At 71.6% G+C, this 16927-nt stretch carries 13 protein-coding genes; 11 read left to right on the top strand and 2 right to left on the bottom strand.

Translation table 11 applies throughout. The features are described from left to right. The first annotated feature begins 93 nt into the window (after positions 1 to 93). From QWM81_RS22520 to QWM81_RS22475, 10 genes are all read left to right on the top strand, one after another. Complete coding sequence (locus QWM81_RS22520) at positions 94 to 822, top strand: VIT1/CCC1 transporter family protein (RefSeq protein ID WP_290114091.1); 729 nt, start codon at positions 94 to 96, stop codon at positions 820 to 822. 745 nt (positions 823 to 1567) lie between these two features. Then, the gene (gene gltB, locus QWM81_RS22515) at positions 1568 to 6148 is read left to right on the top strand and encodes a glutamate synthase large subunit (protein WP_290114090.1); all 4581 of its coding nucleotides are present in this window, start codon (positions 1568 to 1570) and stop codon (positions 6146 to 6148) included. Beyond that, positions 6141 to 7601 carry a glutamate synthase subunit beta gene (locus QWM81_RS22510; RefSeq protein ID WP_290114089.1) on the top strand — a complete coding sequence of 487 codons (1461 nt, stop codon included), beginning with the start codon at positions 6141 to 6143 and terminating at the stop codon, positions 7599 to 7601. The genes gltB and QWM81_RS22510 overlap by 8 nt, the downstream gene beginning before the upstream one ends. Positions 7602 to 7842: 241 nt before the next feature. Further along, positions 7843 to 8559: a vWA domain-containing protein gene (locus QWM81_RS22505; protein ID WP_290114088.1), complete on the top strand. Its 717-nt coding sequence runs from the start codon at positions 7843 to 7845 to the stop codon at positions 8557 to 8559. Next, on the top strand, positions 8556 to 9221 hold the full coding sequence (locus QWM81_RS22500) for a HutD/Ves family protein (RefSeq protein ID WP_290114086.1): 666 nt from the start codon (positions 8556 to 8558) through the stop codon (positions 9219 to 9221). The genes QWM81_RS22505 and QWM81_RS22500 overlap by 4 nt, the downstream gene beginning before the upstream one ends. 95 nt (positions 9222 to 9316) lie before the next feature. Beyond that, on the top strand, positions 9317 to 9745 hold the full coding sequence (locus QWM81_RS22495) for a hypothetical protein (RefSeq protein WP_290114083.1): 429 nt from the start codon (positions 9317 to 9319) through the stop codon (positions 9743 to 9745). Between the two features lie 320 nt (positions 9746 to 10065). Beyond that, complete coding sequence (locus tag QWM81_RS22490; protein WP_290114082.1) at positions 10066 to 10269, top strand: cold-shock protein; 204 nt, start codon at positions 10066 to 10068, stop codon at positions 10267 to 10269. Between the two features lie 175 nt (positions 10270 to 10444). Next, a complete protein-coding gene (locus QWM81_RS22485) occupies positions 10445 to 12013 on the top strand; it encodes a DEAD/DEAH box helicase (RefSeq protein WP_290114081.1) in 1569 nt (522 codons plus the stop codon). A gap of 253 nt (positions 12014 to 12266) precedes the next feature. Further along, entirely contained in the window at positions 12267 to 12653 is a 387-nt protein-coding gene (locus QWM81_RS22480; protein ID WP_290114080.1) for a guanyl-specific ribonuclease, read from the top strand. Between the two features lie 7 nt (positions 12654 to 12660). Beyond that, on the top strand, positions 12661 to 13047 hold the full coding sequence (locus tag QWM81_RS22475) for a barstar family protein (RefSeq protein WP_290114079.1): 387 nt from the start codon (positions 12661 to 12663) through the stop codon (positions 13045 to 13047). 117 nt (positions 13048 to 13164) lie between these two features. Here QWM81_RS22475 and QWM81_RS22470 read toward each other — a convergent pair whose 3' ends face one another. After that, positions 13165 to 14064, bottom strand: a complete 900-nt coding sequence (locus QWM81_RS22470) for a hypothetical protein (protein ID WP_290114077.1) — start codon at positions 14062 to 14064, stop codon at positions 13165 to 13167. A 242-nt stretch (positions 14065 to 14306) separates the two neighbouring features. Here QWM81_RS22470 and QWM81_RS22465 point away from each other — a divergent pair, with 242 nt between their 5' ends. Continuing rightward, positions 14307 to 15080 carry a serine protease gene (locus tag QWM81_RS22465; protein WP_290114075.1) on the top strand — a complete coding sequence of 258 codons (774 nt, stop codon included), beginning with the start codon at positions 14307 to 14309 and terminating at the stop codon, positions 15078 to 15080. A gap of 94 nt (positions 15081 to 15174) precedes the next feature. On the opposite strand, the gene QWM81_RS22460 is transcribed toward QWM81_RS22465, so the two are convergent. Further along, positions 15175 to 16923 (bottom strand): glycoside hydrolase family 35 protein, encoded by a 1749-nt coding sequence (locus QWM81_RS22460; RefSeq protein WP_290114074.1) that lies wholly within the window; start codon positions 16921 to 16923, stop codon positions 15175 to 15177. Between the last annotated feature and the right edge of the window lie 4 nt (positions 16924 to 16927).

The raw sequence follows: 16927 nt of genomic DNA, 5'->3' as shown, positions 1-16927 counted from the left end.
CTTGCTGGCGAGCCCCTTACATCGCGCGTACTTTCGAGGTGTTGAGGGGGGGCGGGGTCACCCGCACCCGCTGTGTGACGTAAGGGGATAGCTGTGTCCATCATCGAGACCGAGGCGGCGCTCCACGAGGCGCACCGCGACAACCACACCCACCGCGATGTGAGCGGCGGCTGGCTCCGCCCGGCCGTCTTCGGTGCGATGGACGGTCTCGTGTCCAACCTCGCCCTGATGACCGGTGTGGCCGGCGGCGCGGTGTCCCCGCACACCATCGTCATCACCGGCCTCGCGGGCCTGGCGGCCGGCGCGTTCTCGATGGCCGCCGGCGAGTACACCTCCGTCGCTTCGCAGCGCGAGCTCGTGCAGGCCGAACTGGACGTGGAGCGCCGCGAGTTGCGCAAGCACCCGGTGGACGAGATGGAGGAGCTGGCCGCGCTGTACGTGGCGCGGGGCGTCGAGCCGCGGCTCGCCCGCGAGGTCGCGATGCAGCTGTCGAAGGACCCGGAGCAGGCGCTGGAGATCCACGCCCGCGAGGAGCTCGGCATCGACCCGGACGACCTGCCCTCGCCGATGGTCGCCGCGCTGTCCTCCTTCGGATCGTTCGCGCTCGGCGCGCTGCTGCCCGTCCTGCCGTATCTGCTCGGCGCGACCGCCCTGTGGCCGGCGGTCCTGCTGGCGCTGTTCGGGCTGTTCGCCTGCGGCGCCCTGGTGGCCCGGGTGACCGCACGCACCTGGTGGTACAGCGGCCTGCGCCAGCTGACCCTTGGCGGTGCGGCGGCGGCCGTCACCTATGGGTTGGGCGCCCTGTTCGGGGCGGCGATCTGACCCGGGCGCGGGCGGGTTCCACGCGAACGCCACGACATGACCGGGCGCCGGCGTGACCCACGCCTAACGCCCGGCTTGACCCGGGCGCCGGCGGGTATCACGCGAACGCCACGATCTGACCCGGGCGCGGGCGGGTTCCGCGCGAACGCCCCGGCCTGACCCGGCCACCGACGTGACCCGCGCGAACGCCGCGGCCTGACCCGGGCGCCTGCGGGTTCCGCGCGCGGGCGCCGGCGGGTTCCGCGCGAACGCCGCGGCCTGACCCGGGCGCCTGCGGGTTCCACGCGAACGCCACGGCCTGACCCGGCACGGGGACGTGCCTGATCCCGGAGCCTCCTCCCGTCGTGCGGTCGAGGTTGTCGTGCGATCGAGGGGTCTTCGCCGTACCGTGGGGAGGGTCGTTGTGACGAACGTCCAATAGCAGGACTCGCCCCGGCGGTGCGACACTATGCAACGCGGCACATAAGTAGCCGTAACACGGCGGTTTCGATTCCTTCATCCCAGGGCATGAGCCGTTAGCGCTGCGGGCAATGACGCCTGCTTCCCACGCCTGCTTCCCCCAGGGCCCCCGGACGCCGATCCGTACGCCCGTGAACCACCTCCACCGCTACGAGCGGTGTCCGCATGCTGGAATGAGCTATCCGCTTTCCGAGAAGCACTCCATCATGTAACCTGCACGAAATTTCGCGGAGGGCCAACGTCGTCCCTTCGGCACTGATATGCCACGACGACGACGGGAGAGCCGATGCGTTCCGACGCCTGGTCGCCCATGGACGGTCGCCCCGCCCCGCAGGGTATGTACGACCCCCGCAACGAGCACGACGCCTGTGGTGTCGGGTTCGTGGCCACCCTCACCGGTGTTGCCAGCCACGCGCTGGTGGAGCAGGCGCTGACCGTTCTGCGCAACCTGGAGCACCGGGGCGCCACCGGCTCCGAGCCCGACTCCGGCGACGGCGCGGGCATCCTGCTCCAGGTCCCGGACGCGTTCCTCCGCGAGGTCACCGACTTCGAGCTCCCGGCAGCCGGTGCGTACGCCGTCGGCATCGCCTTCCTCCCCGCAGACGGCTCCGCACAGGCCGTCTCGCACATCGAGACGCTCGCCGCCGAAGAGGACCTGACCGTCCTCGGCTGGCGTGAGGTCCCCGTCGCCCCCGAGCTGCTCGGCGCGACCGCCCGCTCCACCATGCCCGCCTTCCGTCAGCTCTTCGTGAGCGACGGCGGCACGAGCACGGGCATCGCACTCGACCGCAAGGCGTTCGTGCTGCGCAAGCGCGCCGAGCGCGAGGCCGGGGTGTACTTCCCCTCGCTCTCCGCCCGCACCATCGTCTACAAGGGCATGCTCACCACCGGTCAGCTGGAGCCCTTCTTCCCCGACCTGTCGGACCGCCGCTGCGCGACCGCCGTCGCGCTGGTCCACTCGCGGTTCTCCACCAACACCTTCCCGAGCTGGCCGCTGGCCCACCCGTACCGCTTCGTCGCGCACAACGGCGAGATCAACACGGTCAAGGGCAACCGCAACTGGATGCGGGCCCGTGAGTCGCAGCTGGTCTCGGACCTCTTCGGGGCCGAGAAGCTGGACCGGATCTTCCCGGTCTGCACGCCGGACGCCTCCGACTCCGCCTCCTTCGACGAGGTGCTGGAACTGCTCCACCTCGGCGGCCGCTCGCTGCCGCACAGCGTCCTGATGATGGTCCCCGAGGCGTGGGAGAACCACGACTCGATGGACCCGGCCCGGCGCGCCTTCTACCAGTACCACGCCACGATGATGGAGCCCTGGGACGGCCCTGCCTGCGTCACCTTCACCGACGGTACGCAGGTGGGCGCCGTGCTCGACCGCAACGGTCTGCGGCCCGGGCGTTACTGGGTCACCGACGACGGGCTCGTCGTGCTGTCCTCCGAGGTCGGCGTCCTCGACATCGACCCCGCCAAGGTCGTCCGCAAGGGCCGCCTGCAGCCCGGCAGGATGTTCCTGGTCGACACCGCCGAGCACCGCATCATCGAGGACGACGAGATCAAGGCCGCCCTCGCCGCCGAGCACCCGTACCAGGAGTGGCTGGAGAGCGGGACCATCGAGCTGGAGGACCTCCCCGAGCGCGAGCACATCGTCCACACCCACGCCTCGGTCACCCGGCGCCAGCAGACCTTCGGCTACACCGAGGAGGAACTGCGCGTCCTCCTCGCGCCGATGGCCCGCACCGGCGCCGAGCCGATCGGCTCGATGGGTACGGACTCGCCGATCGCCGCGCTCTCCGAGCGCCCCCGGCTGCTGTTCGACTACTTCACCCAGCTGTTCGCCCAGGTCACCAACCCGCCGCTGGACGCCATCCGCGAGGAGCTCGTCACCTCGCTGCGCTCCTCGCTCGGCCCCCAGGGCAACCTGCTGGAGCCCACCGCCGCCTCGTGCCGCTCCGTCACCCTGCCCTTCCCGGTGATCGACAACGACGAGCTGGCCAAGCTCATCCACATCAACGCCGACGGCGACATGCCCGGTATGAAGGCCGCCACGCTCTCCGGCCTCTACCGGGTCTCCGGCGGCGGCGACGCCCTGGCCGCCCGTATCGAGGAGATCTGCGCCGAGGCCGACGCCGCCATCGAGGGCGGCGCCCGCCTGATCGTGCTCTCCGACCGGCATTCCGACGCCGAGCACGCGCCGATCCCCTCGCTGCTGCTCACCTCCGCCGTCCACCACCACCTCATCCGCACCAAGCAGCGCACGCAGGTCGGGCTGCTGGTCGAGGCCGGTGACGTCCGCGAGGTCCACCATGTGGCGCTGCTGATCGGGTACGGCGCGGCCGCCGTCAACCCGTACCTCGCCATGGAGTCCGTCGAGGACCTGCTCCGCGCCGGCACGTTCGTCGAGGGCCTGGAGCCCGAGCAGGCCATCCGCAACCTGATCTACGCCCTGGGCAAGGGTGTCCTGAAGGTCATGTCCAAGATGGGCATCTCGACCGTCGCCTCCTACCGCGGCGCCCAGGTCTTCGAGGCCGTCGGCCTGGACGAGGCCTTCGTCGGGAAGTACTTCAACGGCACCGCCACCAAGATCGGCGGCGCCGGCCTGGACGTCATCGCCAAGGAGGTCGCCGCCCGCCACGCCAAGGCCTACCCCGCCTCCGGCATCTCCGCCACGCACCGCGCGCTGGAGATAGGCGGCGAGTACCAGTGGCGCCGTGAGGGCGAGCCGCACCTGTTCGACCCGGAGACGGTCTTCCGCCTCCAGCACGCCACGCGCTCCGGCCGCTACGACATCTTCAAGAAGTACACGGACCGGGTGAACGAGCAGTCCGAGCGCCTGATGACGCTGCGCGGGCTGTTCGCCCTCAAGACAAATAAGAACGGTAAGTCGGACCGCCCCTCGATCCCGATCGAGGAGGTGGAGCCGGCCGACGAGATCGTCAAGCGGTTCTCCACCGGCGCCATGTCGTACGGCTCCATCTCCCAGGAGGCGCACGAGACCCTCGCCATCGCCATGAACCAGCTGGGCGGCAAGTCCAACACCGGTGAGGGCGGCGAGGACCCCGAGCGCCTGTACGACCCGGCGCGCCGGTCCAGCATCAAGCAGGTCGCCTCCGGCCGCTTCGGCGTCACGAGCGAGTACCTGGTCAACGCGGACGACATCCAGATCAAGATGGCCCAGGGCGCCAAGCCCGGCGAGGGCGGCCAGCTGCCCGGCCACAAGGTCTACCCGTGGGTCGCCAAGACCCGGCACTCCACCCCGGGCGTCGGCCTGATCTCCCCGCCGCCGCACCACGACATCTACTCCATCGAGGACCTGGCCCAGCTGATCCACGACCTCAAGAACGCCAACCCGGCCGCCCGCATCCACGTGAAGCTGGTGTCCGAGGTCGGCGTCGGGACGGTGGCCGCGGGCGTGTCCAAGGCCCACGCGGACGTCGTCCTCATCTCCGGCCACGACGGCGGTACGGGCGCGTCCCCGCTCACGTCGCTGAAGCACGCGGGCGGCCCCTGGGAGCTCGGCCTCGCCGAGACCCAGCAGACCCTGCTGCTCAACGGCCTGCGCGACCGGATCGTGGTCCAGACCGACGGCCAGCTCAAGACCGGCCGTGACGTCATCATCGCCGCGCTGCTCGGCGCCGAGGAGTTCGGTTTCGCGACCGCGCCGCTCGTCGTCTCCGGCTGCGTCATGATGCGCGTCTGCCACCTGGACACCTGCCCGGTCGGCATCGCCACCCAGAACCCGGTGCTGCGCGAGCGGTTCACCGGCAAGGCCGAGCACGTCGTCAACTTCTTCCGGTTCATCGCGGAGGAGGTGCGCGAACTGCTCGCCGAACTCGGCTTCCGTACGCTGGAGGAGGCCGTAGGACACGCCGAGCTGCTCGACACGGAGCGGGCCGTCACGCACTGGAAGGCGCAGGGCCTGGACCTGGAGCCGCTGTTCTACGTGCCGGAGCTGCCCGAGGGCGCGGTGCGCCACCAGCTGACCGAGCAGGACCACGGTCTGGAGAAGGCGCTCGACAACGAGCTCATCGAGCTCGCCGCCGAAGCGCTCTCCGCGGCGAGCGCCGAGGAGGCGCAGCCGGTCCGCGCCCAGATCGGGATCCGCAACATCAACCGCACGGTCGGCACCATGCTCGGCCACGAGGTGACGAAGAAGTTCGGTGGCGCCGGCCTGCCCGACGACACCATCGACATCACCTTCACCGGCTCGGCCGGCCAGTCCTTCGGCGCGTTCGTCCCCCGCGGCATCACGCTGCGGCTGGAGGGCGACGCCAATGACTACGTCGGCAAGGGCCTGTCCGGCGGCCGTCTGATCGTCCGCCCCGACCGGGGCGCCGACCACCTCGCCGAGTACAGCGTCATCGCGGGCAACACCATCGCGTACGGCGCGACCGGCGGCGAGATCTTCCTGCGGGGCCGCACCGGTGAGCGCTTCTGCGTCCGCAACTCCGGCGCGCTGGTCGTCTCCGAGGGCGTGGGCGACCACGGCTGCGAGTACATGACCGGCGGTCACGCGGTGGTGCTCGGCGAGACGGGCCGCAACTTCGCGGCCGGTATGTCGGGCGGTGTCGCGTACGTCATCGACCTCGACCCCGACAACGTCAACTCCGGGAACCTCGGCGCGATCGAGGCCCTGGACGAGGCCGACCGGGCGTGGCTGCACGATGTCGTGCGCCGCCACCACGAGGAGACGGGCTCGACCGTAGCCGAGAAGCTCCTTGCCGACTGGCCCGCGGCCGTGGGCCGATTCAGCAAGATCATCCCGACCACGTACAAGGCCGTGCTCGCCGCCAAGGACGCCGCTGAGCTCGCCGGTCTCTCCGAGCAGGAGACCACCGAGAAGATGATGGAGGCGGCGACCAATGGCTGACCCCAAGGGCTTCCTGACCACCGGGCGCGAGGTCGCCAAGACCCGGCCCGTCGAGGAGCGCGTCAAGGACTGGAACGAGGTCTACGTCCCCGGCTCCCTGCTGCCGATCATCAGCAAGCAGGCCGGCCGGTGCATGGACTGCGGCATCCCGTTCTGCCACAACGGCTGCCCGCTCGGGAACCTGATCCCCGAGTGGAACGACTACGCCTACCGCGAGGACTGGCAGGCCGCGAGCGAGCGGCTGCACGCCACCAACAACTTCCCGGAGTTCACCGGGCGGCTGTGCCCGGCGCCCTGCGAGTCGGCGTGCGTGCTGGGCATCAACCAGCCGCCGGTCACCATCAAGAACGTCGAGGTCTCCATCATCGACAAGGCGTGGGAGACCGGTGACGTCACCCCGCAGCCGCCCGAGCGGCTCTCGGGCAAGACCGTCGCCGTCATCGGCTCGGGTCCGGCCGGCCTCGCCGCCGCCCAGCAGCTGACCCGCGCCGGTCACACGGTCGCCGTGTACGAGCGGGCCGACCGCATCGGCGGTCTGCTGCGGTACGGCATCCCCGAGTTCAAGATGGAGAAGGTGCACATCAACCGGCGCATCGAGCAGATGCGCGCGGAGGGCACCAAGTTCCGCACCGAGGTCGAGATCGGCCGCGACATCGACGCCGCGAAGCTGCGGCGCCGGTACGACGCGGTGGTCATCGCGGCGGGCGCCACCGTCTCGCGCGACCTGCCCGTCCCGGGCCGCGACCTCAAGGGCATCCACTTCGCGATGGAGTACCTGCCGCTCGCCAACAAGGTGCAGGAGGGCGACTTCGTGGCGCCCCCCATCACCGCCGAGGGCAAGCACGTCGTGGTCATCGGCGGCGGCGACACCGGCGCGGACTGCGTGGGCACCGCCCACCGGCAGGGCGCGCTGTCCGTCACCCAGCTGGAGATCATGCCCAGGCCGGGCGAGGAGCGGAACGCCAACCAGCCCTGGCCGACCTTCCCGATGCTCTACAAGGTCACCTCGGCCCACGAGGAGGGCGGCGAGCGGATCTACTCCGTTTCCACCACCCACTTCGAGGGCGACGAGGACGGCAACGTCCAGTGGCTGCACCTGGTGGAGGTGGAGTTCAAGGACGGCAAGCTGGAGCAGAAGCCCGGCACGGAGCGCAAGATCCCGGCCCAGCTGGTCACCCTCGCGATGGGCTTCACCGGCACCGACCGGTCCAACGGCCTGGTCGAGCAGTTCGGCCTGGAGCTCGACGAGCGCGGCAACATCGCGCGCGACGAGAACTACGCGACCAACGTCGACGGCGTCTTCGTCGCCGGTGACGCGGGCCGCGGCCAGTCGCTCATCGTCTGGGCCATCGCCGAGGGCCGCTCGGCGGCACGCGGCGTGGACCGCTACCTGACGGGCACCAGCGAACTGCCCGCCCCCATCCGCCCCACGGACGGCGCGCTCACGGTCTGACGCTCCCCCCGCGCCGGATCGCTCCTCCGGTGCGGGAGAGCAAGGGAACAGTCGTCCCGTACAACGGCGTACGGAACACAGCAGCGCCTGCCGCGTCCCCGACCGGACCGATGGCAGGCGCTGCGCCTTGCCCGGCGCACGCCGGCCCTCCCGGGGGCCGCAGGCACCAGGGCGATGTGGCGGGGGAGTTGGGCGAGTTGCCGCCGGGGGAATCGCCGAGAGGATCGCATAGTCTCGCCGTATGCCGATCAGCCTGCAGAAGATCGAAGAGACCGCCCCCGCGCTGGTGAGCCTCTACAAGACGGCGGGCGTGTCCCTGCGCAAACACGGGCTGAGCGGCGAGCGCGCCGCGGTCTACCTGGTGGTGGACCACTCCGGGTCGATGAGGCCGTACTACAAGGACGGCAGCGTCCAGGCGCTCGCCGACCGGGTGCTGGGCCTGTCGGCGAACCTGGACGACGACGGGCGCGTGCCGGTCGTGTTCTTCTCCACGGACATCGACGCCGAGACGGAGATAGCCCTCGCGAACCATCAGGGCCGGATCGACCGGATCGTGGCGAACCTCGACCACATGGGCAGGACCAACTACCACCTGGCCATGGACGCGGTCATCGACCACTACCTGGACAGCGGCGCCACCGACCCGGCCTTCGTCGTCTTCCAGACGGACGGGGGACCGAGCAGCAAGATCGCCGCCGAGCGCCACCTGTGCAAGGCGGCCGAGCTGCCGCTCTTCTGGCAGTTCATCGGCTTCGGCGACCCGGACAGTCGCCAGTTCGACTTCCTGCGGCGGCTGGACGAGCTGGCCGTGCCGGGCAAGCGCTGCGTCGACAACGCGGGCTTCTTCCCCGCGGGCACCGACCCGCGCGGCGTCCCGGACGCCGAGCTGTACGACCGGCTGCTCGCCGAGTTCCCGGCGTGGCTGGCCGCGGCACGGGCGCGGGGGATCGTGCGATGACGGTACGGGTGTTGCGGGCGGCCGACCGTACGGCGGTGCCGTGGAAGAACGGCGGCGGGGTGACCCGGGAGATCGCCGCCGCCCGGCCGGAGAACGGAACCGGGGTCGGCGCGGGGGACCAGGCCAGGGACGGCGCGGGGGAGTGGGCGGAGGCCGGGACCGGGGTCGGGGTGGGAAACGTCGCGGGGGATCGGGCGGGCCACCTCGGCGACGGGTTCGACTGGCGGGTGAGCCTCGCGGACGTCGGCGCCGACGGCGCGTTCTCGTCCTTCCCCGGCACCGACCGGATCCTGACGGTCGCCGACGGCACGGGGATGCACCTCACGGCGGGCGGGAGCCGCCTGCTCGCGGAGCGGTACGTCCCCCGGGCCTTTCCCGGTGACGTCCCGACCCACGGACGGCTCCTGGCCGGGCCGGTCGTCAACCTGAACGTGATGCACCGGCGGGGCGCGGTCACGGCGACGGTCGCCGTCGTACGCGGCACGCTGCCCGTGGGGGTGCCCTCCGGCGCGACGGTGCTGATCGTCGCCCTGGACGGCCCGGCGCGGGTGGCGGATGTGGAACTGGGGCGGTATGACGCCGTGCTGTGCACCGGGTCGGCGGAGGAGCTGCTGTGCACGGACGGGCACGCCGCGGTGGTCACGCTGAGCCGGACGGGCTGAGCCGGCCGTGTGGTCTTGCCCGGCTCGCCGTGGACGGCGGCGTCCGGCGGGTAGTGCTGCACCTCGGGGCCGGCCAACGGACAGGAGACATTCATATGCGCCGTGCAGGTTCCGTCGTCGCCGTGGCGACCGCGCTCACGCTCGGGTCCGCCGGGCAGGGCTGGGCGAGCTCCACCTCCAGCGGTGACATCACCGCCAGCTGGGGAGACCGGGCCCGGATCGAGGTGACCTGGAACGACCGGAACTCCCTCCGGGGCATCACGCTCGCCGTCGCGGACCAGACGTGCGACGAGCGGTCGTTCTACGTCACCCTGACCATCCAGACGGGCGCCGGCGGCATCCTCTCGCTGGGCGACAAGCACAACACGGGCGGCTGCGGCACGGTCGCCGAGCACCGAGGCGTGCGTACCACCGACGCGAGCGGAATCAGAAGGCTGTCGATGACCCTGTGCCGCAGGGCCGCCGGAATGCCCGACCACTGCGAGACGCGGTACATCACCGCGAACCCGTACGCGGGCCTCTGAAGCCGATAGCCGATAAGCCGATGCCCGGCGCAGGGGTGCCGGGCATCGGTGCTTCCCTGGGGGTCGGCCATGACGGCGAACTCGCCGAGTCGGCCGGCGCCCTGGGGAGGGGTTTTCCGGGCGGGTGTTTCCCGGGGTGTGAGTGACGCCCGTCACGCCTGGGGGGGCTTGCGTCGCCCGGTGGAGGGCGTGCTACGGTTGGCCACGTTGCAGTTTTGGTACCCATGAACTTTATGTGCGCCTGACGGGAATGTTCCTCAGGCGCATTATTGTTTTACCGGCATCTCCGGATGGGGCCCCTACACCATCAGGAGATACACATGGCCACTGGAACCGTGAAGTGGTTCAACGCGGAAAAGGGCTTCGGCTTCATCGAGCAGGACGGCGGCGGCGCCGACGTCTTCGCCCACTACTCCAACATTGCCACCTCGGGCTTCCGTGAGCTCCAGGAAGGCCAGAAGGTGACCTTCGACGTCACGCAGGGCCAGAAGGGCCCCCAGGCGGAGAACATCCTCCCCGCCTGATCACGGATACACGGATACGCAGCTCGGTATCTCACGGCCGGGACCCGCACCACGCGCTGGTGCGGGTCCCGGCTTGTGCTGTGCTCAGGCCAGGAAGGCAGACTCCTTGACGACTCGACCCGAACGCCCCGCCCGTCAGCGCCCCGCGAAGTCCGGCAGCGCCAGGACCGGAAGCATGACCTCCGGCCATGCGAAGTCCGGCGGTGTCCGATCCGGAAACGGACCCTCCCGTAAAGCGGCGGGCCGCGCTCCCCTCGCACCCCCGCGCGAATTCACCCTGCCGGAAACCGGCACCCCCGCGCTCCCCGCGGTCGCGGCCTTCGACGAGCTCGACATGCCCGCCGCCCTCCTCAAGACGCTCACCGCGCAGGGCGTCACCGAGCCGTTCCCCATCCAGGCCGCCACGCTGCCGAACTCCCTCGCGGGCCGCGACATCCTCGGCCGCGGCCGTACCGGCTCCGGCAAGACCCTCGCCTTCGGCCTCGCCCTGCTCGCCCGCACCGTGGGCCGCCGCGCCGAGCCGAAGGCCCCGCTCGGTCTGGTCCTCGTCCCCACGCGCGAGCTCGCCCAGCAGGTGACGGACGCCCTCAGCCCGTACGCCACCTCCGTGCAACTGCGGATCGCCACCGTCGTCGGCGGCATGTCGATCACCAAGCAGGCGGGCGCGCTGCGGCGCGGCGCCGAGATCCTGGTGGCCACGCCCGGCCGTCTGAAGGACCTGATCGAGCGTGGCGACTGCCGGCTCGACCGGGTGGCCGTCACCGTCCTCGACGAGGCCGACCAGATGGCCGACATGGGTTTCCTGCCGCAGGTCACCGCGCTGCTGAAGCAGGTCGAGCCGGACGGGCAGCGCATGCTGTTCTCGGCGACGCTCGACAAGAACATCGACCGCCTGGTCCGGATGTTCCTCACCGACCCGGTCGTGCACTCGGTCGACCCGTCGGCGGGTGCGGTCTCCACCATGGAGCACCACCTTCTGTACGTCGCCGACGAGACCGACAAGAAGGCCGTCACCGCGCGCATCGCCGCCCGCGACGGCCGGGTGATCCTCTTCCTGGACACCAAGCGGTCCGTGGACCGGCTGGTCAAGCGGCTCCTCGCCAGTGGCGTACGCGCGGCGGGCCTGCACGGCGGCCGCTCGCAGCCGCAGCGCAACCGGACCCTGGACCAGTTCAAGAACGGCCAGGTCACCGCCCTGGTGGCGACCAACGTCGCGGCCCGCGGCATCCACGTGGACGACCTCGACCTCGTCGTCAACGTCGACCCGCCCGTCGACCACAAGGACTACCTGCACCGCGGCGGCCGTACCGCCCGCGCGGGTGAGTCCGGCAGCGTCGTCACGCTCGTCCTGCCGGACCAGAAGCGCGACATGAGCCGGCTGATGTCCCACGCGGGCATCACGCCGGGCACCGCCCGCGTGAAGTCGTCGGACGACGAACTGGCCCGCCTCACCGGCGCGCGCGAGCCCTCCGGCATACCGGTCACCATCGAGGTTCCGCAGCCGGCCCAGGCCGCGCCGACCGACGGCAAGTCCGCGTCGCGACGCCGCCGCCCCCGCCGTAGCGGTGGCGGTAGCGGCCAGGGCGGCGCGACCGCCGCCGGTGCGAGCACCCAGGCCGGCGCCCCGCGCCGCCGCCGTGCCGCCACGGGCGCAGCCGCCACCCGCAACGGCTCCGGTGCCGGTGCCGGTTCCGGGCGCAACGGCTCCGGCACGGGCCGCGGAGGCCGCCGCACCGCCGCGTAACGACACCACCTCACTGGGCCCGGCCCGCCGCCACCGCGCGGCGAGCCGGGCCCAGCGGCATGCCGGGCAACCGGGTGGCGCGGCACCGAGCGCATACGGGGGAAGCGGCCGTATGCGTGCTCGGGCCCATGGCGACGGCGTACGAGGGAGACGTTCACCGTCTCGACCCGTAGGTGTCGGGCGTGTCAACGTCCGGAGAACTCAACGGCGTTGGCGTTGACGCGGACCTGTCTACACGCGTCATCATCGGCGCATGCGAATCCCCCCACGGTTCACTCTGCTCGGCGGCGCGGCCGCCCTCCTGTCCACGCTGCTCGCCGGCCCGGCGACGGCGGCGCCCTCCGCCGCGGCCGCGGTCGGCGACATCTGCTATTCCGACCTGCCCTCCCAGGCCCACGACACCCTCGACCTCATCGACGACGGCGGGCCCTACCCCTTCCGCCAGGACGGCACCGTCTTCCAGAACCGCGAACGCGTCCTGCCGAGCCGGACCACCGGCTACTACCACGAGTACACCGTCATCACCCCCGGCTCCCAGACCCGCGGCGCCCGCCGCATCGTCACCGGCGACACCGAGCGGGAGGACTACTACACCGCCGACCACTACGAGTCGTTCGACCTCGTCGACCACGGATGCTGAGCCCGCCATGACGACCGTGTACGTGATCGAGGGCCGACGGGTCACCGGGCTGGAGAGCTTCTGGCAGGTGATCGGTGAAGCCGTGAACGGCCCCGGCGGCTACTTCGGCCGCAACCTCGACGCGTTCGCGGACTGCCTGTCCGGAGGGTTCGGCACGCCGGACGGCGACGACTTCGTCATCGAGTGGCGCGACCACGACGTCTCGCGGCGCGCCCTCGGCCACCCGGAGACCGCACGCGAACTCCGGCTCCGCCTCGCGCGCGCCCACCCGTCCCACCGGAACCGGATCCGCACCGAACTGGCGCACGCCGAGGCCGGCGAGGGGCCGGCCCTCTTCGACCGGCTCGTGGACATCATCCGGGAGACGGCCCCGGGCGTGCTCCGCTTGCGCTGACAACCCGCCCTCCGCGCCGCGACCGGCGGGCAGCCCCGACCGGACGCGGGAAGCCGGACGCGGGAAGCCGGACGAGGGAAGCCGGACGAGGGAAGGCGGGATTGGCGCCCCTACGGCCTACGTGTCGCACTCCAGCACCGTCCGGCACAGTCCGCACCGCGCCCGCACCCGTCCCCGTACCGGGATGCGGATGCGCTGGTGGCAGGTCGGGCACGGGAAGGAGACGCGCAGGGCGACGTCCCGGCCGCCGCCCTCGAAGGCGTACGCGGGGCCGGGGGCCGGGGCCGCACCGGGGTGGTCCTGGGCGTAGCGGCGGTCCTTGGCGTAGCGGTGGCGGCCCGTCCAGCCCGCCGCGGTCAGCGGCGGCTGCCGCCCGTCGCGCAGCGCCCGCGCCCGCCCTTCCGTGTAGGCGGTGTACGCCTGCGGGCTGGTGAACCACGGCGAGGGGTCCTCGCCGAAGGCCAGGGCCCGCTTGGCCAGAACGTACCCGAACTCCTCCGGTGTCAGATAGCCGAGCTTCTGGCTCGACACACCGTCCTCGCGGTACGCGTCCAGCAGCAGCCAGCCCGCCCCGAGATACGTCGTCACCGTGTCGGTGAGGATCTCGTTGTCCCGCGTGCCCGGGAAGCTCAGGTCCAGCCGGTGCAGCAGTACATGCGTGACCTCATGCGCGAGCGCCGCCCCGATGTCGCGGCGATGCGTACGGAACCGGTCGTTCAGCTCGATGAAGTACTCGGGCCCCGCCGCCAGTTCGACGCTCGCGGCGTGGGACATCTCCCGGAAGCTGACGATCATCCGCGCGTCCGGCAGCCGCAGCTGCTGCACCAGCGCGTGGGCCACCCGCTGTGCGCCCAGGTGCAGGTCGTCATCGTCCGCGAAGGCCACGTCGGCGGGGGCGACGCTGCCGGCGTACGCGTACAGCCCCTCCTGGGAGAGCCGCCGGTACAGCGCCGTGATCGCCGCCCGCACGGTGTCGAGGTGCGGGTAGCCGTGCACGACCTCACTGCCGTTGGTCACGTCCCTGCCCCCATGTGCGACGTCGACTCCCTTCCACTGTACGAGCCGGGCTCCCGCCCTCGCGCGGGGCCGGACCGGCCGTGTGCCGCCCGGGGCGCGATGGCTGAAAAGTCGGCCTTGTGGTGCGTGTGATCGCCTCCGGATAATCCCAGCACGCCTTGACGAGCCCATGTCACCGCGCTGCCTGGCGGCAGAGGCTCCGTTGTGCGCGCACGACTCAACCCCCCACGAAAGGCAGACAGTTGTCCAGCATTCTCCGCACCCTCAAAAGATGTGCTGCGGTCGGCGCCGTCGCCCTCGCCGCGGTCAGCCTCCAGCCCACCACCGCTTCCGCGGCTCCCCAGCCGGTCGTCGGCGGCACCACCGCCGCGCAGGGCGAGTTCCCGTGGATGGTCCGCCTGTCCATGGGCTGCGGCGGCTCCCTGCTCACCCAGCAGATCGTGCTGACCGCCGCCCACTGCGTCAGCGGCTCCGGCAACAACACCAGCATCACCGCCACCGCCGGTGTCGTGGACCTGCAGAGCTCCAGCGCCATCAAGGTCAAGTCGACCAAGGTCCTCCAGGCGCCCGGCTACAACGGCAAGGGCAAGGACTGGGCGCTGATCAAGCTCGCGCAGCCGATCAACCTGCCCACCCTGAACATCGCCACGAACACCGCGTACAACACCGGCACCTTCACCGTCGCCGGCTGGGGCGCCACCCGCGAAGGCGGCACCCAGCAGCGGTACATGCGCAAGGCCACGGTGCCCTTCGTCTCCGACGCCACCTGCAAGCAGTCGTACGGCAACGAGCTCGTCCCGGCCGAGGAGCTCTGCGCCGGCTACACCCAGGGCGGCGTCGACACCTGCCAGGGCGACTCCGGCGGTCCCATGTTCCGCCGGGACAACGCCGGGGCGTGGATACAGGTCGGCATCGTCAGCTGGGGCCAGGGCTGCGCACGGCCCGACTACCCCGGCGTCTACACCGAGGTGTCCACCTTCGCCTCCGCCATCAAGTCCGCGGCGGCGAGTCTGTAACACGTCCGTCGTACGTCCGTCGTACGTCTGCCGTACGCCTGTCGTACGGCAGACCGATCAGCGGGGGCAGGCCCGGCGGGGCCTGCCCCTCCCGCTATGCCAGGCGTACGCAGGTCCCGGCGCCCTCCAGCTCCAGCACCCAGACCTCGTTCGCACCCTCCCGCAGCACCGGCCCCGGCACGAACAGCGACTCCTGCGGCCCCACCCCCCAGTACCGCCCGAGACAGAACCCGTTCAGCCACACGAACCCGCGCGTCCAGCCGGGCAGTTCCAGCGCCGCGTCACCCGGCCCGTACACCTCGGCGACCCCCCGGTACAGCCCCGGCTCACGCCCCGCCACCGGCCTGAACGCCACCTTCGCCACCCCGTCCGCGGTGAACGCGTCCAGCCGCAGCCCCCGGGCCCGTACCCCGTGCACATACTGCCGCTCGTGCCGTACGCCGCCCGTGATGCCCTTCGCCTCACCCAGCCGGGGCCCGTAGTTGACCCGCCCCAGCGACTCCACCCACAGGTCCACCACCGCCGGCCCCGCCACCGGCTGCGCCAGGACCGCGTCCTCGGCGTCCAGGACGCCCGCGCGGACCCCGTCCACGTACACCACCGCCCGGTCCCTCAGGCCCGTGACGTACAGCGGATACGCTCGCCGCGGCCCCGGCACCCGGAGCCGGTAGCGCACCAGGCCCCGGTCGACGCCCAAGTCCTCGAACGTGGGCGGCACCGGACCGTCTCGCTCCATCTCGCCCAGCGCGTCCAGTACGTCGTCCAGCGGCGCCCACCACGTGAAACCGGTGTCCACGGGCGCGGCCAGCCGCGCGGGCGGCGCCGGAACCGGCGGCGGCGGGCCCTCGGCGTACTGCGCCAGCACCGACCGGAACTCCCAGAACTTCGCGGTCGGCAGCCCCGCCTCGTCGATCGGCGCGTCATAGTCGTACGACGTCACCGTCGCCTCCAGCGCACCGTCATGCTGCTCGCCCGCCCGGTTCGCGCCCGCCCAGCCGCCGAAGTTCGTGCCCCCGTGCGCCATGTAGATGTTCACCGACGCCCCGAGGCCGAGGATCTCCGCCAGCGCCGCCGCCGCGTCCCGCGCGTCCCGCGCGGCACCCTCGTCACCCCGGTCACCCCAGTGCGCGAACCAGCCGCACCAGAACTCCATGCACATCAACGGCCCGCGCGGCTGATGCCGGCGCAAGTCCTCGAACGCCGCCCGTGCCCCCGACCCGAAGTTCACCGTCGCCAGCACGCCCGGAATCGATCCGCCGGTGAGCATGTGGTCCTCCGGCCCGTCCGAGGTGAACAGCGGTACGGTCACCCCGCAGGCGCCCAGCAGATCCGCGACGTACCGCAGATAGCCCTGGTCGGAGCCGTAACTCCCGTACTCGTTCTCCGCCTGCACCATGATCACCGGACCGCCCCGGTCGATCTGCCGCGCCACGACCTGCGGCAGCAGCGTCCGGAACCAGCGGTCCACGTGGAACAGGTACTCCCGGTCAGCCGTCCGCACCCGCCGCCCCAGCCGCCCCGTCAGCCAGTGCGGCAGCCCGCCGTTCTCCCACTCCGCGCAGATGTACGGGCCCGGCCGCACGATCACCCACAGCCCCGCCGCGCCGGCCGCGTCCACGAACCGCCCCAGCGCGCCCACGTCCCGGTAGCGCCCGGGCCGAGGCTCGTGCAGGTTCCACGGGACGTACGTCTCCACGCAGTTCAGGCCCATCGCCCGGAGCATCGCCAGCCGGTGGTCCCACTGCTCCTCGTGCACCCGGAAGTAGTGCAGCGCCCCCGACAGCAGCCGCACCGGCCGGCCCTCCAGCAGAAAGTCCTCATCACCCACCGCGAACCCGGCCACGTAC

Origin of the sequence: Streptomyces ficellus (assembly GCF_030406405.1) — a bacterium.
In the GTDB taxonomy this organism is placed as follows: domain Bacteria; phylum Actinomycetota; class Actinomycetes; order Streptomycetales; family Streptomycetaceae; genus Streptomyces; species Streptomyces ficellus_B.
The sequence above is the reverse complement of the archived record's forward strand: the minus strand, read 5'-3'. Positions and strand labels throughout refer to the sequence as shown.

What these genes read in the sequence shown, in the direction of transcription:
- gltB (WP_290114090.1), top strand. Translation starts at nt 1,568, where the DNA reads ATGCGTTCCGACGCCTGGTCGCCCATGGACGGTCGCCCCGCCCCGCAG.
- QWM81_RS22510 (WP_290114089.1), top strand. Translation starts at nt 6,141, where the DNA reads ATGGCTGACCCCAAGGGCTTCCTGACCACCGGGCGCGAGGTCGCCAAG.
- QWM81_RS22505 (WP_290114088.1), top strand. Translation starts at nt 7,843, where the DNA reads ATGCCGATCAGCCTGCAGAAGATCGAAGAGACCGCCCCCGCGCTGGTG.
- QWM81_RS22500 (WP_290114086.1), top strand. Translation starts at nt 8,556, where the DNA reads ATGACGGTACGGGTGTTGCGGGCGGCCGACCGTACGGCGGTGCCGTGG.
- QWM81_RS22495 (WP_290114083.1), top strand. Translation starts at nt 9,317, where the DNA reads ATGCGCCGTGCAGGTTCCGTCGTCGCCGTGGCGACCGCGCTCACGCTC.
- QWM81_RS22490 (WP_290114082.1), top strand. Translation starts at nt 10,066, where the DNA reads ATGGCCACTGGAACCGTGAAGTGGTTCAACGCGGAAAAGGGCTTCGGC.
- QWM81_RS22485 (WP_290114081.1), top strand. Translation starts at nt 10,445, where the DNA reads ATGACCTCCGGCCATGCGAAGTCCGGCGGTGTCCGATCCGGAAACGGA.
- QWM81_RS22480 (WP_290114080.1), top strand. Translation starts at nt 12,267, where the DNA reads ATGCGAATCCCCCCACGGTTCACTCTGCTCGGCGGCGCGGCCGCCCTC.
- QWM81_RS22475 (WP_290114079.1), top strand. Translation starts at nt 12,661, where the DNA reads ATGACGACCGTGTACGTGATCGAGGGCCGACGGGTCACCGGGCTGGAG.